The following is a 15138-nucleotide window of genomic DNA, read 5'->3' as shown; positions in this document are numbered from 1 at the left end:
AATCCGCAGGTCAGTCGGCAAGCCGTCTTGATCAATCTTGAAGTCTTGAGGGGGCCGCCTTTGCCGGGGCCACCCTCAGGATTTGCTACATCAGGGCGAGCGATCAGCGTCGCTTGGCCATCTCGTTGATGAAGCGATCGAACAGTGGCGCTACGTCGTTCGGGCCAGGGCTGGCTTCCGGGTGACCCTGGAAGCTGAAGGCGCTCTTGTCGGTACGCTCGATACCTTGCAGGGTGCCGTCGAACAGCGACTTGTGAATCGCGCGGACGTTGGCTGGCAGGGTCGCTTCGTCTACGGCAAAACCGTGGTTCTGGCTGGTGATCATCACCACACCGCTGTCCAGATCCTGGACAGGGTGGTTGGCACCGTGGTGACCATGGCCCATCTTCAGGGTCTTGGCGCCGGAGGCCAGGGCCAGCAGTTGGTGACCGAGGCAGATACCGAAGACCGGAATTTCGGTTTCCAGTACGTCCTTGATTGCCTGGATCGCGTAGTCGCAAGGCTCCGGATCGCCAGGGCCGTTGGACAGGAACACGCCGTCAGGATTCATCGCCAACACATCGGCAGCAGGCGTTTGAGCAGGCACCACGGTCACGCGGCAACCGCGCTCGACCAGCATGCGCAGGATATTCACCTTGACGCCGTAGTCGTAGGCCACGACGTTGTACGGCAGCTCGGAGGCTTCAAGGGTCGCGTGGCTGTCGGTTTTCAGATCCCAGACAGTCGAGCGCCACTCGTAGCTTTCTTTGGTGCTGACGACTTTTGCCAAGTCCATGCCTTTGAGGCCAGGGAAGCCCTGGGCGGCGGCGATGGCAGCTTCTTCGGAAATGTTGTCACCGGCCATGATGCAGCCGTTCTGCGCGCCTTTTTCACGCAGGATGCGCGTCAGGCGGCGGGTGTCGATACCGGCGATGGCCACAACGTTGTTGGCCTTCAGGTAGTCGGACAGAGACATCGTGTTACGCCAGTTGCTCGCAACCAGTGGCAGGTCACGGATGACCAGGCCAGCGGACCAGACGCGGTTCGACTCGGCGTCTTCCGGCGTGGTGCCGGTGTTGCCGATGTGCGGGTAAGTCAGGGTAACGATCTGTTGGGCGTAGGAAGGATCGGTAAGGATTTCCTGATAGCCGGTCATTGCGGTGTTGAACACCACCTCACCAACGGTCTGACCGTCGGCTCCAATGGCTTCGCCGCGAAAAATGCTGCCATCAGCAAGGGCGAGTATGGCTGGCTTAGTCAAGAAGACCTCCCGTAAATAAAGCCTGAAAGGGCGATCGCAGGTTGTAAAAAAGCGGAGTGACGTATGGACACGTCACCCCGCTTGTTCACTGAATTATTCTGCGCGCTTTTAGTGGACACACTAAAGCTGTAGCTTACAGAAAAAGGGCTTTTTGGTCTACCGCCAATGAGCCTTAAAGGCTGGAGAATGCGACAGGACGTCGCCTGGCGGAACAAAACCGGGCTCCAACGCTGTGCGCGAGCCCGATTTCGGGTGCATCTTAACGCAGATCGAGCACGTCTTGCATGTCGTAAAGGCCAGGCTCGCGCCCATCCAGCCACAACGCGGCACGCACCGCGCCCTTGGCGAAGGTCATGCGGCTGGACGCTTTGTGAGTGATCTCGACACGCTCGCCGTCAGCGGCGAACAGCACGGTGTGATCACCAACGATGTCGCCTGCACGCACCGTGGCGAAACCGATGGTTTCACGATCACGAGCACCGGTCTGCCCCTCACGGCCATACACTGCCACCTTCTTCAGATCACGACCCAGCGCATCAGCGATCACCTCACCCATGCGCACGGCGGTGCCGGACGGCGCATCGACTTTATGCCGATGGTGAGCTTCGGTGATTTCGATATCGACATCGTCGCCCAATACGCGAGCTGCCGTGTCGAGCAACTTCAGGCACAGGTTGACGCCGACGCTGAAATTGGCCGCAAAGACAATCGGAATATCCTTGCCCGCTTCCGCCAGCAGCTGCTTTTCTTCAACGCTGAAACCGGTGGTACCAATGATCATCGCCTTGCCGTGCTTACGGCAGAACGCCAGGTTCTTCAGGGTCACCGTCGGGTGCGTGAAGTCGATCAGCACGTCGAACTCGTCAACCACCCGATCCAGATCGCCGGACAGCGGTACGCCGATACGACCCAGCGCAGCCAGTTCACCGGCATCCGCGCCAACCAGCGTGCTGTCAGGACGATCCACCGCTGCCGTCAAGCCGGCACCCGGGGTTTGCTGCACCGCTTCAATCAGGGTCTTGCCCATGCGCCCGGCGGCGCCCATCACTGCAATACGTCGCATGCCTGTCTCCTTACAAATCGCCGAAGAAGCGCTTCACGCCTTCGAACCAACCCGTGGTTTTCGGCGAATGACTGTTGTCGTCCGCCAGGGAGTTACGGAACTCCTCAAGCATTTCGCGCTGACGGCGACTCAGATTGACCGGAGTCTCGACCGCCACACGGCACATCAGATCACCCGCGCCACCACCACGCACCGGTGCAACGCCTTTGCCACGAACGCGGAACTGCTTGCCGGTCTGGGTCCCCTCAGGGATCTTCAGCTTGACCCGACCATCAAGGGTCGGAATCTCCAGCTCGCCACCCAGCGCCGCATCGACGAAGCTGATCGGCACTTCGCAGAACAGATGCTTGCCATCACGCTGGAAAATCGCGTGCTCGCGCACGTTGATCACCACGTACAGGTCGCCAGTCGGGCCACCCTGGGCACCTGCCTCGCCTTCGCCGGACAGGCGAATGCGATCACCGGTATCGACACCGGCCGGCACTTTCACCGACAGGGTCTTGTACTCTTCGACACGACCTTCGCCGTGGCAGGAATCGCACGGATCGGAAATGATCTTGCCCTGGCCATGGCAGCGCGGGCAGGTCTGCTGCACCGAGAAGAAACCCTGCTGCATGCGCACCTGACCGATACCGCCGCAAGTCGGGCAAGTTACCGGCGCAGAGCCTTTCTTGGCACCGGAGCCGTCGCAAGGCTTGCAGTTGACCAGCGTCGGAACGCGGATATTCACGGTCGTGCCGCGCACCGCTTCTTCCAGGTCCAGTTCCAGGGTGTAGCGCAAATCGCTGCCGCGCTGAGCGCCGCCACGGGAACCACCGCGACCGCCACCGAAGAAATCACTGAAGACATCGCCAAAGATGTCGGAGAAGTTCTGACCGCCGAAACCGGCGCCGCCACCACCCATGCTCGGATCGACGCCGGCATGACCGTACTGGTCGTAGGCCGCGCGCTTGCTGGAGTCGGACAGCACTTCGTAGGCCTCGTTGGCCTCCTTGAACTTCTCTTCCGACGCCTTGTCATCGGGATTACGGTCCGGGTGGTGCTTCATCGCCAGGCGACGGTAGGCCTTCTTCAGGTCCGCTTCGCTTGAGCCGCGCTCAACACCCAACACTTCGTAATAGTCACGCTTTGCCATAAGTCTTTGCACTCTTGAGGACGTCCGACAAAACCCTCCTGAGTCTGCCGAACTCGTTGAGCCCCAATACAGGCCCGGACCCAACTCACGTCAATTCAACGATCCTGGTCTTTGATTCTTGCGGTACCTGCGGCACGAAAAGCAGGAGCATTTCCGGCCATACCACCAACATCCGAACGTTGTCGCATGCTGTAAAAATTCGCGTATTCCAGATACGCCAACGCGGGAGCAAGCTCCCGCGCGGCGACATCCTACCAGTCACCGCCTGAAGGCAGTCAACCGGCCGACCAACAACTTACTTGTGGTCTTTGACTTCTTCGAACTCGGCATCGACAACGTCGTCAGCCTTCTCAGCCGATTCGCCTTGCGGGGCAGCGCCTTCAGCAGGCTGAGCCTGTTCGGCATACATCTTCTGCGCCACTGGAGCGGAGACTTTCGACAGCTCTTCAACCTTGGCGTCGATAGCGGCCTTGTCGTCGCCTTTGACAGCGGCTTCCAGGGCAACTACGGCAGCTTCGATTGCCGTTTTCTCTTCGGCAGTCACTTTATCGCCAGCATCGGCAACCATTTTGCGCGTCGAGTGAACCAGAGCATCGCCCTGGTTACGGGCAGCAGCCAGCTCTTCGAACTTGCGGTCTTCCTCGGCGTTCGCCTCGGCATCACGCACCATGCGCTCGATTTCTTCGTCAGACAGACCGGAGTTGGCTTTGATCACGATCGACTGAGTCTTGCCGGTAGCCTTGTCCTTCGCACCTACGTGCAGGATGCCGTTGGCGTCGATGTCGAAGGTCACTTCGATCTGCGGCACGCCACGTGGAGCCGGTGGAATGTCGGCCAGGTCGAACTTGCCCAGGGATTTGTTCTGTGCGGCTTGCTTACGCTCGCCCTGCAGCACGTGAATGGTCACGGCGCCCTGGTTGTCGTCGGCAGTCGAGAACACTTGCGATTTCTTGGTAGGAATCGTGGTGTTTTTCTCGATCAGCGCAGTCATCACGCCACCCATGGTTTCGATACCCAGGGTCAGCGGGCTGACGTCGAGCAGCAGAACGTCTTTCACGTCACCGGCCAATACCGCGCCCTGGATAGCAGCACCCATGGCAACCGCTTCGTCCGGGTTGACGTCTTTACGAGCTTCTTTACCGAAGAACTCGGTTACCAGCTTTTGAACCAGTGGCATACGGGTCTGACCGCCCACCAGGATCACGTCGTTGATCGCGCCAACGTCGATACCGGCATCTTTCATCGCGATGCGGCAAGGTTCGATGGTGCGCTGAACCAGGTCTTCCACCAGCGCTTCGAGCTTGGCGCGGGAGATTTTCACGTTCAAGTGCTTAGGACCGGTGGCATCTGCAGTGATGTACGGCAGGTTCACGTCGGTCGACTGGCTCGAGGACAGTTCGATCTTGGCTTTTTCAGCAGCTTCTTTCAGGCGCTGCATGGCCAGCGGGTCACCCTTGAGGTTCATGCCGCTTTCTTTCTTGAATTCGTCGACGAGGTAGTCGATCAGACGAATGTCAAAGTCTTCACCGCCCAGGAACGTGTCACCGTTGGTGGCCAGTACTTCGAACTGGTGCTCGCCGTCGACTTCAGCGATCTCGATCACGGACACGTCGAAAGTACCGCCGCCCAGGTCGTAGACGATCACGGTGTGATCGCCCTTGGCCTTATCCATACCGTAAGCCAGAGCAGCTGCGGTTGGCTCGTTGATGATGCGCTTCACGTCCAGACCGGCGATGCGGCCGGCGTCTTTGGTGGCCTGACGCTGGCTGTCGTTGAAGTAGGCCGGAACGGTGATCACCGCTTCAGTCACAGCCTCGCCGAGGTAGTCTTCGGCGGTCTTCTTCATTTTCTTCAGGATTTCAGCCGAGATTTGTGGCGGTGCCATTTTCTGGCTGTTTACTTCAACCCAGGCGTCGTTGTTGTCAGCCTTGACGATCTTGTAAGGGACCATCTGAATGTCTTTCTGCACGACTTCTTCGTCGAAACGACGACCGATCAGACGCTTCACCGCATACAGGGTGTTGTGCGGATTGGTCACAGCCTGACGCTTGGCCGACTGGCCAACCAGAATTTCGCCATCGTTGGCGTAAGCGATGATCGACGGCGTGGTGCGCGCGCCTTCAGCGTTTTCAATAACTTTTGCCTTGCCGTTTTCCAGCACGGAGACGCAGGAGTTGGTAGTCCCCAGGTCGATACCGATAATTTTGCCCATGTTCACTCTCCCGAAACTTTGGATTTGGTTGCCGCAGCAGTGGTGGCTAACTGCGGTAGCACTTAAACGCTTGACTTATAAATGGGGGCCTTGCAGCGGATTTCAAGCCTGCTCGTCAATCGAAGGCGAAACCGGCGCAGGCGCCTTGCTGACCACGACCATCGCCGGACGCAGCAGGCGACCATTGAGCTGATAGCCCTTCTGGAACACCTTCAGAACGCTGTTCGGCTCGACGTCGGCGCTTTCCTGCATGGCCATTGCCTGATGGTGAACGGCATTGAACGGTTCGCCATGCGGATCGATCGCTTCAAGCTGGTAACGCTTGAGGGTGTCGTGGAACATTTTCAGGGTCAGCTCGATGCCTTCGCGCATCGGACGAATGCTTTCGTCGTCCGGGCTGGACAGTTCCAGGCCGCGCTCCAGGCTGTCGACGATCGGCAGCAGGTCGCCAGCGAACTTTTCCAGCGCGAACTTGTGAGCCTTCTCTACATCCTGCTCGGCGCGACGGCGGACGTTCTGCAGATCGGCGGCTACACGCAAAGCCTGATCCTGAGCGCCTGCCAGTTGCTCTTCGAGCACTTGTACACGAGCCGCCAGGTCTTCACCCGAAGCCTCGGGCGCCTGGTTGGCGTCTGGGTTTTGCGTATCCACTGTCTGTTCGTCAGCCATAGAATTCTCCTTTCAATATCGTCCGCGAGCTCGACTCGCGCTTCTGCCCAGCTATATGGGGCCGCAAAATCCGGCTTCAAGGGGCACCGACGATTAACCCTACAAAAAACAACTGCATTGTCATTCCAGGTCGCGATAAGGGTTTCGTCGGGCCGAGCGAATCGAGCTAACGAGGGGCATTGTCAGCCGGAAACAAAACACTGTATAAATAACCAGACTTAACACCTGGGAGCGGCCCATATGCTGGTGCACCTGTCCGTACACAACTACGCCATCGTTGAACATCTCGATCTCGAACTCGATCGCGGGATGAGCGTGATCACCGGGGAAACCGGCGCGGGCAAGTCGATCATGCTCGACGCGCTGGGCCTGACCCTGGGCGACCGCGCCGACAGCGGCGTGGTTCGCCCCGGCGCCGACAAGGCCGACATCCTGGCCACCTTCGATCTAGCCGACATTCCGGAAGCCAGCGCCTGGCTGGCCGAACGCGACCTCGAAAACGACGGTCCGTGCATTCTGCGCCGAGTGATCACATCGGAAGGACGCTCGCGGGGCTACATCAACGGCACGCCCTGCCCGCTCGGCGACCTCAAGGCGCTGGGCGAACTGCTGATCGACATTCACAGCCAGCACGAACACCAATCCCTGCTCAAGACCGATACCCACCGGCGCCTGCTCGACGAATATGCCGGCGCGACGGACCTTGCCCGCCAGGTTCAACTGGCCGCCCAACGCTGGCGCCAGACCCGCCAGGAGCTGGAGCGACTCTCCAACTCCGGCGATGAGCAACGCGCCCGTCATCAACTGCTCAGCTACCAACTCGAGGAGTTGGAAAATCTCGGCCTCGGCGATAACGAACTGGAGCAGCTCGAGCAAGAGCACAAGAACCTGACCAACGCAGAAACCCTGCTGGGCATCTGCCGACAGGTCGTGGAACAGTGCAGCGAAAGTGATTCCGGCAACGTGCTGAACGCGCTCACTGCAAGCCTAAACCGCTTGTCCAGTGTGAATAATTCGATCGGCGCTCTCGGCGAGGCCAGCAGCCTGCTGACCAGCGCGCAGATCCAGGTTGAAGAAGCCGTGGGCGAGTTGAACCGTTTTCTCGACAACTTCGACGCCGATCCGGCGCGCCTTCAATACCTCGAAGAACGGCTCGATGCGATCTATACGATGGCCCGCAAGCACCGCATCCAGCCGACCGAAGTTGCCGAGATGCAACAGAAACTGCTGGATGAAATCGAAACCCTGAATGCCAACGACGAGTCCATCGAGCGCCTGAGCGATGAGCTGTCGTCCTATGCCAGGCACTATCAGGAAAAGGCCCGGGAGCTGAGCGACCTGAGGCATCAAGCGTCAAGCAGCCTGGCCAACGCCGTAGAGCAGGAGATCCAGCGCCTGGGCATGCCCGGTGGTCGCTTCACCATTGAACTGCGCCCGAACAGCAGCGACGAACTGCTGCCAAATGGCCTGGAGCAGGTGGAGCTGCTGGTCAGCGCCAACCCTGGCCAACCGTTGAAGGCCCTGGCAAAAGTGGCGTCTGGCGGCGAACTGTCGCGAATCAGCCTGGCGATCCAGGTAATCACCGCACAGACCTCCCGCGTACCGACCCTGGTTTTCGACGAAGTCGACGTCGGCATCGGCGGCCCGACTGCAGAAATCGTCGGCCAGTTGCTGCGCAGGCTCGGCGAGCGCGGGCAGGTGCTGACCGTGACCCACTTGCCACAAGTGGCAGCGCAGGGTCATCAACATCTATTTGTGCATAAAGTGCGCGGCGAAGATGCCACCCGCACGGCTGTTTCCAAACTGAGCAAAAACGACCGCGTCGAAGAAGTCGCACGAATGCTGGGAGGCATCGACCTCACCAAGGAGTCCCTGGCTCACGCGAAAAAAATGGTGGTTGCCGCAAAAGCTTGAATAAATAGAGAGCAGAAAGCACGAAGGCGACCCTGGGGTCGCCTTCGTTCGTTTCGCGAATCGATGTTCGCGCGACATGCTTACTTTTTCTTGCGCACGTACAGCACCAGATTGTGATCAACCATCTCGAAGCCATACTTGTCGACGATTGCTTTCTGAAGCCGCTCGATTTCTTCGTCGAAGAATTCGATCACTTCGCTGGTTTCGACGTTGACCATATGGTCGTGATGCTTTCCGTCGTCCAGCTCGAAGACCGCATGGCCTCCGTCGAAGTTGTGCCGCACCACAAGGCCAGCTGCCTCGAACTGGGTCAGAACACGGTATACCGTGGCCAGACCGACGTCCTCACCAGCCTCCATAAGGGCCTTGTAGACATCCTCGGCACTCATGTGGCGCTGCTCGGCGGAATCGAGCATTTGTAGAATTTTGACCCGTGGCAGGGTCACTTTGAGGCCGGCTTTGCGTAGTTCGCTATTTTCAACCATGGTCAGCTTTCTCGCGATGCTGCTTCGCAGCTTCTCTTAATGCGGGTATGATCGGCGTTTACGTTGTCCCAGCCAAGATAGTGGAAGTCGCCCACCGATGCAAAACACCAAGCTCTTGCTAACCAGTTTCACCTTCGTGGGACTGCTCGCACTCGCCGGTTGTTCATTCCCCGGGGTTTACAAAATCGACATCCAGCAGGGCAATGTCGTCACGCAGGACATGATAGACCAGTTACGCCCGGGAATGACCCGCAAGCAAGTGCGGTTTATCATGGGCAACCCTCTGCTGACTGACACATTCCATGCCGATCGCTGGGATTATCTGTACAGCCTGCAACCAGGTGGCGGTGAACGCCAACAGGAACGCATCAGCGTTATCTTCAACTCAAATGATCAGCTTGTCAGCCTCTCTGGTGACTTCATGCCAGGCGTAAGCCGTGACGAAGCCATTCTGGGCAAGGACAGCGGCACGACAGTGGCTACCCCGGTAGAAAACGTCGAAAAGCCGAAACCGGAAAAACCGGTCAAGCCAGGCTCGTTGCTGGATCAGATCCAGAAGGACGTCGACGGTGTAGAAACCGTTCCGGTCCCGACACCGCAACCGCTGGACACCTCGCCACAATAATTTGTGACGCAATAAAAAGCCCGGCATGCCCGGGCTTTTTATTGCATCACATTCAAGCCACTCACTGATTCCGCGCTTTGGCCTCGGCGGCTTTTGCTGCGCGCAGTCGACGCACCTCTTTCGGATCAGCCAACAGCGGTCGATAAATCTCGATACGGTCCCCTGCCTGGACAGGCCGACGCTCTGGATCGGCTACAACTTTGCCGAAGATACCCACAGGGCAACCAGCCAGATCCAACTCCGGAAACGCCTCAGCCACCGCCGACTTGAGCAAAGCCGCCCGCACAGTCGTCCCGGCAGGCACCGCCACCGTCAGCAGTACCTGGCGGTCTACCGCCGCATAGACCACCTCGACCTCAATCATGAGCTCAACCATGTATCTGTTTGGCACGCTGGCAGAACGCATCCACCAGGGTATTGGCCGCCTGGTTGAATAGCGGCCCCAAAGTGGCGCGAACCAGCGGCCCGGCATAATCGAACGACAGATCCAGGCTGATCTTGCAGGCCTTTTCACCCAAGGGCTTGAATACCCACACACCGTGCAATTGATTGAACGGTCCTTCCTCGAGATTCATTTCGATCGATTGACCGGACACCAGGGTGTTGCGCGTCACGAAGTGCTGACTGAGCCCCCCCTTCGCCACTCCGACGCTCGCCCGCATATGCTCAGGAGAGCTTTCCAGTACTTCGGCCGACGAGCACCACGGCAGAAACTCCGGATAGCGCGCCACGTCGTTGACCAGGTCGTACAGCGCTTGCGCCGGATATGGCAGCAAGGCCGAACGTGAAATGTGTGTCGTCATGTCAGCGTCACTTCCACAGCTGGGCGGCAAACACTACGAGAATGCCGATGGGCGCCACATAGCGCATCAAGAACAAGGACAGGCCAAACAGCGCAGGGTTGCGCATCGACAACTCGTCGCGCACCGCTTCACGCCCCATGATCCAGCCCGCAAACACCACGAAACACAAACCGCCAAGCGGCAACATGAGTCGCGAGGTAAAGAAATCGATCACGCCAAAGAAGTCGAGACCACCTGCCGCTCCCCATTGATAGAGGTGGAACATCCCGCCTTCGTTCACGAAGAACTTGGCCTCCTTCCAGATATTGAAGGAAAACACCGTACCCAGGCCAACAAACCAGCAACTGAAAGCCAGCCAGAACGTGACCCATGCACGGCTCACTTTAGTGCGCTCGACCAGGTAAGCCACCATCGGCTCAAGCAGGGAGATCGCCGAACTCCAGGCTGCCACCGCCACCAGCACGAAGAACACCACGCCCATCAATTGGCCGAAAGCCACGTTGCCGAACGCAAACGGCAGGCTGACGAACATCAGCCCCGGCCCTTCGCTCGGATTCAGGCCTGCCGCAAAAACAATCGGAAACAATGCCAGGCCGGCCACCAGGGAAACAAAGGTATCGAGCAGCGCCACGCCAACGACCGTCCCTGAAATCGACGAGTGCTTCGGCATGTAGGCGCCATAGATCATGATCGAGCCAACGCCCACGCTCAGGGAAAAGAACGCATGCCCCATTGCCGGCAACAAGCCGTCCATGACCTTTTCCGGGTGGAAGTCGAACATGAAATGTGCGCCTTCCATGAAATGCCCGGTGGTCATGCTGTAGCCCAGCAATACGAGGACCATGACGAACAACAACGGCATCATGATGCGCAAGCTGCGTTCAAGCCCGGCAACCACGCCCCTGGCGATCACTACAGCCGACAACAGCATGAAAATCGTGTGCCAAAGTGTCAGGCGCCAGGGATCGGCGATCACGTTGCCGAAGTAGGCCCCCACCTGATCCGCCGTTACCCCCTGGAAGTCGCCGCGCCCCATGTCGATGATGTAATCCAGCGACCAGCCGCCCACCACGCTATAGAAAGACAGGATCAGCAACGCGGTGATCATTCCGGCAAATGCGCCCCAGGACCATTTGGTCGAATGCCCCACCTCGACGGCCAGCGTCCTCAAGGCGTTGGCCGGACTCTGCCGGGCACGCCGGCCGATCAAGGTTTCGGCCAGCATGACCGGCACGCCGATCAGCGCGATACAGGCCAGGAACATCAGCACGAAGGCGCCGCCGCCATAGACGCCGACCATGTACGGGAATTTCCAGATACTACCCAATCCCACGGCCGAACCGGTCGCGGCGAGTATGAAGACCCAGCGGCTAGCCCAACTGCCGTGGACAGAAACCTTGTCTGTCGACATCGTTATCACGCCCAAGCGTTCAAAAAAGAGGCCGCATTGTCCGGGATTCAATCAACCTGCTCAAGCATGTAGCAACCCCATAGCCGACTCTGTTGTAACTCCCTATAATGCCGCCCCTATGGCTAAACAGAAGAAACACCCAACAGGGACCATCGCGCAAAATAAAAAGGCGCGACACGATTACTTCATCGAACATCGGTTCGAGGCTGGTCTGGTCCTGGCCGGCTGGGAAGTAAAAAGTCTGCGGGCAAGCAAGCTGCAACTGGTAGACAGTTACGTGCTGCTCAAGGATGGCGAAGCCTGGCTGCTCGGCAGCCACATCACGCCCCTGACGACCGCCAGCACCCACGTCATCGCTGACCCGGTCCGCACCCGCAAGTTGCTGCTCAACCGGCGCGAGCTGGAAAAGCTGTCGGCTGCCGTGCAGCAAAAGGGTTACGCCTGCGTGTGCCTGTCCTGGTACTGGAGCAAGCACATGGTCAAGTGCGAGATCGCACTGGGCAAGGGCAAGAAGGAATACGACAAACGCGACACCGAGCGCGAACGCGACGCCGGTCGCGAGTTGCAGCGCGCGGTACGCAACAAGGGCAAGGAAGAGTAATTCTTTCGCTTTAAGGCCCTTTCGCGGGCAGGCCCGCTCCCACAGGGTTTCGGTGTATCTGTGGGAGCGGGCCTGCCCGCGAAAGCAATCCCACAAGCCATACAAAACTGACTGGCTACATCCCCTTGCGCCGCTCCGCGCGGGCCATGCGCTGCACTTCCTGGCGCACTTCCTCCAGCACCTCCTGCACATACAGAATGTGTCGACTGGAAACTTCCCGCGCCTGCTCCGCCCTTCCTTCGATAATCGCCTGATACAACTCCCGATGCTGCGTGATCAGCATGTCGCGGGTTTCAGTGCGCTGCTTGTACATGCCGCCGATGTTGGTCACCACGTTGCGCTTGAGCAGATCGAACAGCCCGCGAATGGTGTGCAACAACACGGCGTTGTGGCTGGCCTCGGCGATCGCCAGGTGAAATCTGGCATCCGCAGCCCCTTCTTCGGCGCGACTCACCTCTTCATGACGCGAATAACAGTCCTGTAACTCGTTGAATGCCGCGGTCAGCCGCTCGCGATCCACATCAGTGGCACGCAGCGCCGCATAGTAGGCGCAAGATGCCTCCAGCGTATGGCGAAACTCCAGCAGGTCACGCTGTGCCTCGGGGTTGCTTTCCAGCAACTGCAACAAGGGATCACTGAAGGTCGTGCCCAGCGATTCCACCACATAGTTGCCGCCCCCCTGGCGACTGACCAGCAGGCCCTTGGCGGTCAGCTTCTGGATGGCTTCGCGCAACGAAGGGCGTGACACGCCAAATTGTTCGGCCAACGCACGTTCGGCCGGCAATCGCTCACCCGCCTTCAGCGTGCCCTCGAGGATCATGCCCTCAAGCTGCTCGACAATGTCGTCAGACAAACGGCGCTGACGAATCTGATCAAACCCCATAACTCGATTTCTCCACGACCCGACGGCTCGCCGGGGCTCTATTCTGGCCTATCGGCGCCACGCCGGCACCTGCCACTGCGCATTTGGTCATACCAGGCAAACGCCCCTGCGCACTTTGCATTCGACAAAAGTTTTAGGGCGGCAAATTGACACACCGCCTACAAGGCTTTTACCCTAGCCAACAGCGATTGTAAATTGGTCTTACCAATTATCCAAGAACGCTGATCAGTGCCTGACCAACAACAATTAGGGGCCACCCCATATGCAAACCTGGCAACAGCTCTATACCCCGCTCGGCAGCCTCGGCCTGTCCGCACTCGCAGCCGTTATCCCTATCGTGTTTTTCTTCCTGGCCCTGGCCGTGTTCCGCCTCAAAGGACATGTAGCCGGCAGCATCACTCTGGCTTTGTCGATTCTGGTGGCGATCTTCGCTTTCCAGATGCCGGTCGACATGGCGTTCGCCGCCGCCGGATATGGCTTCGCCTATGGCCTGTGGCCGATTGCCTGGATCATCGTGGCAGCGGTGTTCCTCTACAAACTGACGGTCAAGAGCGGCCAGTTTGAAGTCATCCGCAGCTCGGTCCTGTCGATCACCGATGACCAGCGCCTGCAGGTCCTGCTGATCGGTTTCTGCTTCGGCGCCTTCCTCGAAGGTGCAGCCGGTTTCGGCGCACCTGTAGCGATTACCGCCGCCCTGCTGGTAGGTCTTGGCTTCAATCCGCTGTATGCCGCCGGCCTGTGCCTGATCGCCAACACCGCGCCGGTGGCCTTCGGCGCCCTGGGCATTCCGATCATCGTTGCCGGGCAAGTGACCGGCATCGACGCGTTCAAGATCGGCGCCATGACCGGCCGCCAGCTGCCGCTGCTGTCGCTGTTCGTGCCGTTCTGGCTGGTGTTCATGATGGACGGTCTGCGCGGCGTGCGGGAAACCTGGCCGGCAGCACTGGTGGCCGGCCTGAGCTTTGCCGTGACCCAGTATTTCACCTCGAACTTCATCGGCCCGGAACTGCCGGACATTACTTCGGCACTGGCCAGCCTGATTTCCCTGACCCTGTTTTTGAAGGTCTGGCAGCCGAAACGTGCAGCCGGACAACACATCGTCGGCGCTGTCTCGGCCTCCGTGGTGGGCGCCAGCGTCGGCGGTTTCGGCCAAAAGCGCACCACCGTGGCTTCGCCCTACAGTCTTGGGGAAATTTTCAAGGCCTGGTCGCCATTCCTGATCCTGACTGTACTGGTCACCATCTGGACCCTGAAATCGTTCAAGGCGATGTTCGCCGCCGGCGGTTCGATGTACAGCTTCGTGTTCAACTTCGCGATCCCGCATCTCGATCAAATGGTGATCAAGGTCGCACCCATCGTGGCCGCACCCACCGCCCTTCCGGCAGTGTTCAAACTGGACCCGATTTCCGCCACCGGCACAGCGATTTTCTTCTCGGCGCTGATCTCGATGGGAGTGCTGAAGATCAACATTAAAACTGGTCTGACCACTTTAAAGGAGACCTTCTACGAACTGCGCTGGCCGATACTGTCCATCGGCATGGTACTGGCGTTTGCCTTCGTGACCAACTACTCGGGTATGTCCTCGACCATGGCTCTGGTACTGGCGGCGACGGGTGCGGCGTTCCCGTTCTTCTCGCCGTTCCTCGGCTGGCTGGGCGTGTTCCTCACCGGGTCCGACACTTCGTCCAACGCCCTGTTCAGCTCACTGCAAGCGACCACCGCACACCAGATCGGCGTCAACGACACCTTGCTGGTGGCAGCGAACACCAGTGGCGGCGTGACCGGCAAGATGATCTCGCCACAGTCGATCGCCGTGGCCTGCGCCGCGACCGGCCTGGTGGGCAAGGAATCGGATCTGTTCCGCTTCACCCTCAAGCACAGCCTATTCTTTGCAACGATCGTCGGCCTGATCACCCTGGCCCAGGCCTACTGGTTCACCGGCATGCTGGTGCACTAAGGGCTACAAGCAAAACGGAAAAAACCGACGCCGGGCCACGCCCCCGGCGTCCGCAATTCACACCCCGGTCTGTAAGGCTGCTGAAAGCTTCCGACTCTATATTCAGCAGCCTCGACAGACGAATAACCGGGCCCACCCGG

The 15138-nt window shown here is 59.1% G+C and carries 14 protein-coding genes; 4 read left to right on the top strand and 10 right to left on the bottom strand.

Annotated features, from left to right (window positions below):
* Window positions 1-103: 103 nt before the first annotated feature.
* The 5 genes from carA to grpE all read right to left on the bottom strand — a co-directional run bounded on the left by carA (window position 104) and on the right by grpE (window position 6319).
* Window positions 104-1240, bottom strand: a complete 1137-nt coding sequence (gene carA / locus CAG47_RS24175; RefSeq protein ID WP_085728089.1) for a glutamine-hydrolyzing carbamoyl-phosphate synthase small subunit — start codon at window positions 1238-1240, stop codon at window positions 104-106.
* Between the two features lie 259 nt (window positions 1241-1499).
* The gene (dapB, locus tag CAG47_RS24170; RefSeq protein WP_057716481.1) at window positions 1500-2303 is read right to left on the bottom strand and encodes a 4-hydroxy-tetrahydrodipicolinate reductase; all 804 of its coding nucleotides are present in this window, start codon (window positions 2301-2303) and stop codon (window positions 1500-1502) included.
* A gap of 10 nt (window positions 2304-2313) precedes the next feature.
* On the bottom strand, window positions 2314-3438 hold the full coding sequence (gene dnaJ, locus CAG47_RS24165) for a molecular chaperone DnaJ (protein ID WP_085728087.1): 1125 nt from the start codon (window positions 3436-3438) through the stop codon (window positions 2314-2316).
* A gap of 295 nt (window positions 3439-3733) precedes the next feature.
* Window positions 3734-5650: a molecular chaperone DnaK gene (dnaK, locus tag CAG47_RS24160; RefSeq protein ID WP_085728084.1), complete on the bottom strand. Its 1917-nt coding sequence runs from the start codon at window positions 5648-5650 to the stop codon at window positions 3734-3736.
* 102 nt (window positions 5651-5752) lie between these two features.
* The gene (grpE, locus tag CAG47_RS24155) at window positions 5753-6319 is read right to left on the bottom strand and encodes a nucleotide exchange factor GrpE (protein WP_007973134.1); all 567 of its coding nucleotides are present in this window, start codon (window positions 6317-6319) and stop codon (window positions 5753-5755) included.
* A gap of 240 nt (window positions 6320-6559) precedes the next feature.
* On the opposite strand from grpE, the gene recN reads away from it, so the two are divergent.
* Window positions 6560-8233, top strand: coding sequence for a DNA repair protein RecN (gene recN, locus CAG47_RS24150; RefSeq protein ID WP_085728082.1), 1674 nt, complete (start codon window positions 6560-6562; stop codon window positions 8231-8233).
* 80 nt (window positions 8234-8313) lie between these two features.
* Here the strand turns inward: recN and fur are convergent, their stop codons facing one another.
* Window positions 8314-8718, bottom strand: a complete 405-nt coding sequence (fur, locus tag CAG47_RS24145; protein ID WP_003197684.1) for a ferric iron uptake transcriptional regulator — start codon at window positions 8716-8718, stop codon at window positions 8314-8316.
* 97 nt (window positions 8719-8815) lie between these two features.
* Between fur and CAG47_RS24140 the strand changes: the two genes are divergently transcribed.
* Window positions 8816-9343 (top strand): outer membrane protein assembly factor BamE, encoded by a 528-nt coding sequence (locus CAG47_RS24140; RefSeq protein WP_085728080.1) that lies wholly within the window; start codon window positions 8816-8818, stop codon window positions 9341-9343.
* A 61-nt stretch (window positions 9344-9404) separates the two neighbouring features.
* Here the strand turns inward: CAG47_RS24140 and CAG47_RS24135 are convergent, their stop codons facing one another.
* The 3 genes from CAG47_RS24135 to CAG47_RS24125 are packed head-to-tail and all read right to left on the bottom strand — an operon-like array spanning window position 9405 to window position 11557.
* The gene (locus CAG47_RS24135; RefSeq protein ID WP_085728078.1) at window positions 9405-9719 is read right to left on the bottom strand and encodes an RnfH family protein; all 315 of its coding nucleotides are present in this window, start codon (window positions 9717-9719) and stop codon (window positions 9405-9407) included.
* Window positions 9712-10146: a type II toxin-antitoxin system RatA family toxin gene (locus CAG47_RS24130; protein ID WP_085728076.1), complete on the bottom strand. Its 435-nt coding sequence runs from the start codon at window positions 10144-10146 to the stop codon at window positions 9712-9714. Before CAG47_RS24130 ends, CAG47_RS24135 begins: the two co-directional genes overlap by 8 nt.
* A gap of 7 nt (window positions 10147-10153) precedes the next feature.
* Entirely contained in the window at window positions 10154-11557 is a 1404-nt protein-coding gene (locus CAG47_RS24125) for a sodium-dependent transporter (RefSeq protein WP_085728074.1), read from the bottom strand.
* 118 nt (window positions 11558-11675) lie between these two features.
* Between CAG47_RS24125 and smpB the strand changes: the two genes are divergently transcribed.
* Window positions 11676-12158, top strand: coding sequence for an SsrA-binding protein SmpB (smpB, locus tag CAG47_RS24120; RefSeq protein ID WP_007988707.1), 483 nt, complete (start codon window positions 11676-11678; stop codon window positions 12156-12158).
* A gap of 115 nt (window positions 12159-12273) precedes the next feature.
* Here smpB and CAG47_RS24115 read toward each other — a convergent pair whose 3' ends face one another.
* On the bottom strand, window positions 12274-13041 hold the full coding sequence (locus tag CAG47_RS24115) for an FCD domain-containing protein (RefSeq protein ID WP_085728072.1): 768 nt from the start codon (window positions 13039-13041) through the stop codon (window positions 12274-12276).
* Between the two features lie 262 nt (window positions 13042-13303).
* On the opposite strand from CAG47_RS24115, the gene CAG47_RS24110 reads away from it, so the two are divergent.
* On the top strand, window positions 13304-14998 hold the full coding sequence (locus tag CAG47_RS24110; protein ID WP_085728069.1) for a lactate permease LctP family transporter: 1695 nt from the start codon (window positions 13304-13306) through the stop codon (window positions 14996-14998).
* Window positions 14999-15138 lie beyond the last annotated feature (140 nt).

It is taken from the genome of Pseudomonas sp. R37(2017), from assembly GCF_002113375.1.
Classification (GTDB): domain Bacteria; phylum Pseudomonadota; class Gammaproteobacteria; order Pseudomonadales; family Pseudomonadaceae; genus Aquipseudomonas.
This window is presented reverse-complemented; position numbering and strand designations above follow the sequence as displayed.

What these genes read in the sequence shown, in the direction of transcription:
- dapB (WP_057716481.1), bottom strand. Translation starts at nt 2,303, where the DNA reads ATGCGACGTATTGCAGTGATGGGCGCCGCCGGGCGCATGGGCAAGACC.
- dnaJ (WP_085728087.1), bottom strand. Translation starts at nt 3,438, where the DNA reads ATGGCAAAGCGTGACTATTACGAAGTGTTGGGTGTTGAGCGCGGCTCA.
- dnaK (WP_085728084.1), bottom strand. Translation starts at nt 5,650, where the DNA reads ATGGGCAAAATTATCGGTATCGACCTGGGGACTACCAACTCCTGCGTC.
- grpE (WP_007973134.1), bottom strand. Translation starts at nt 6,319, where the DNA reads ATGGCTGACGAACAGACAGTGGATACGCAAAACCCAGACGCCAACCAG.
- recN (WP_085728082.1), top strand. Translation starts at nt 6,560, where the DNA reads ATGCTGGTGCACCTGTCCGTACACAACTACGCCATCGTTGAACATCTC.
- fur (WP_003197684.1), bottom strand. Translation starts at nt 8,718, where the DNA reads ATGGTTGAAAATAGCGAACTACGCAAAGCCGGCCTCAAAGTGACCCTG.
- CAG47_RS24140 (WP_085728080.1), top strand. Translation starts at nt 8,816, where the DNA reads ATGCAAAACACCAAGCTCTTGCTAACCAGTTTCACCTTCGTGGGACTG.
- CAG47_RS24135 (WP_085728078.1), bottom strand. Translation starts at nt 9,719, where the DNA reads ATGGTTGAGCTCATGATTGAGGTCGAGGTGGTCTATGCGGCGGTAGAC.
- CAG47_RS24130 (WP_085728076.1), bottom strand. Translation starts at nt 10,146, where the DNA reads ATGACGACACACATTTCACGTTCGGCCTTGCTGCCATATCCGGCGCAA.
- CAG47_RS24125 (WP_085728074.1), bottom strand. Translation starts at nt 11,557, where the DNA reads ATGTCGACAGACAAGGTTTCTGTCCACGGCAGTTGGGCTAGCCGCTGG.
- smpB (WP_007988707.1), top strand. Translation starts at nt 11,676, where the DNA reads ATGGCTAAACAGAAGAAACACCCAACAGGGACCATCGCGCAAAATAAA.
- CAG47_RS24115 (WP_085728072.1), bottom strand. Translation starts at nt 13,041, where the DNA reads ATGGGGTTTGATCAGATTCGTCAGCGCCGTTTGTCTGACGACATTGTC.
- CAG47_RS24110 (WP_085728069.1), top strand. Translation starts at nt 13,304, where the DNA reads ATGCAAACCTGGCAACAGCTCTATACCCCGCTCGGCAGCCTCGGCCTG.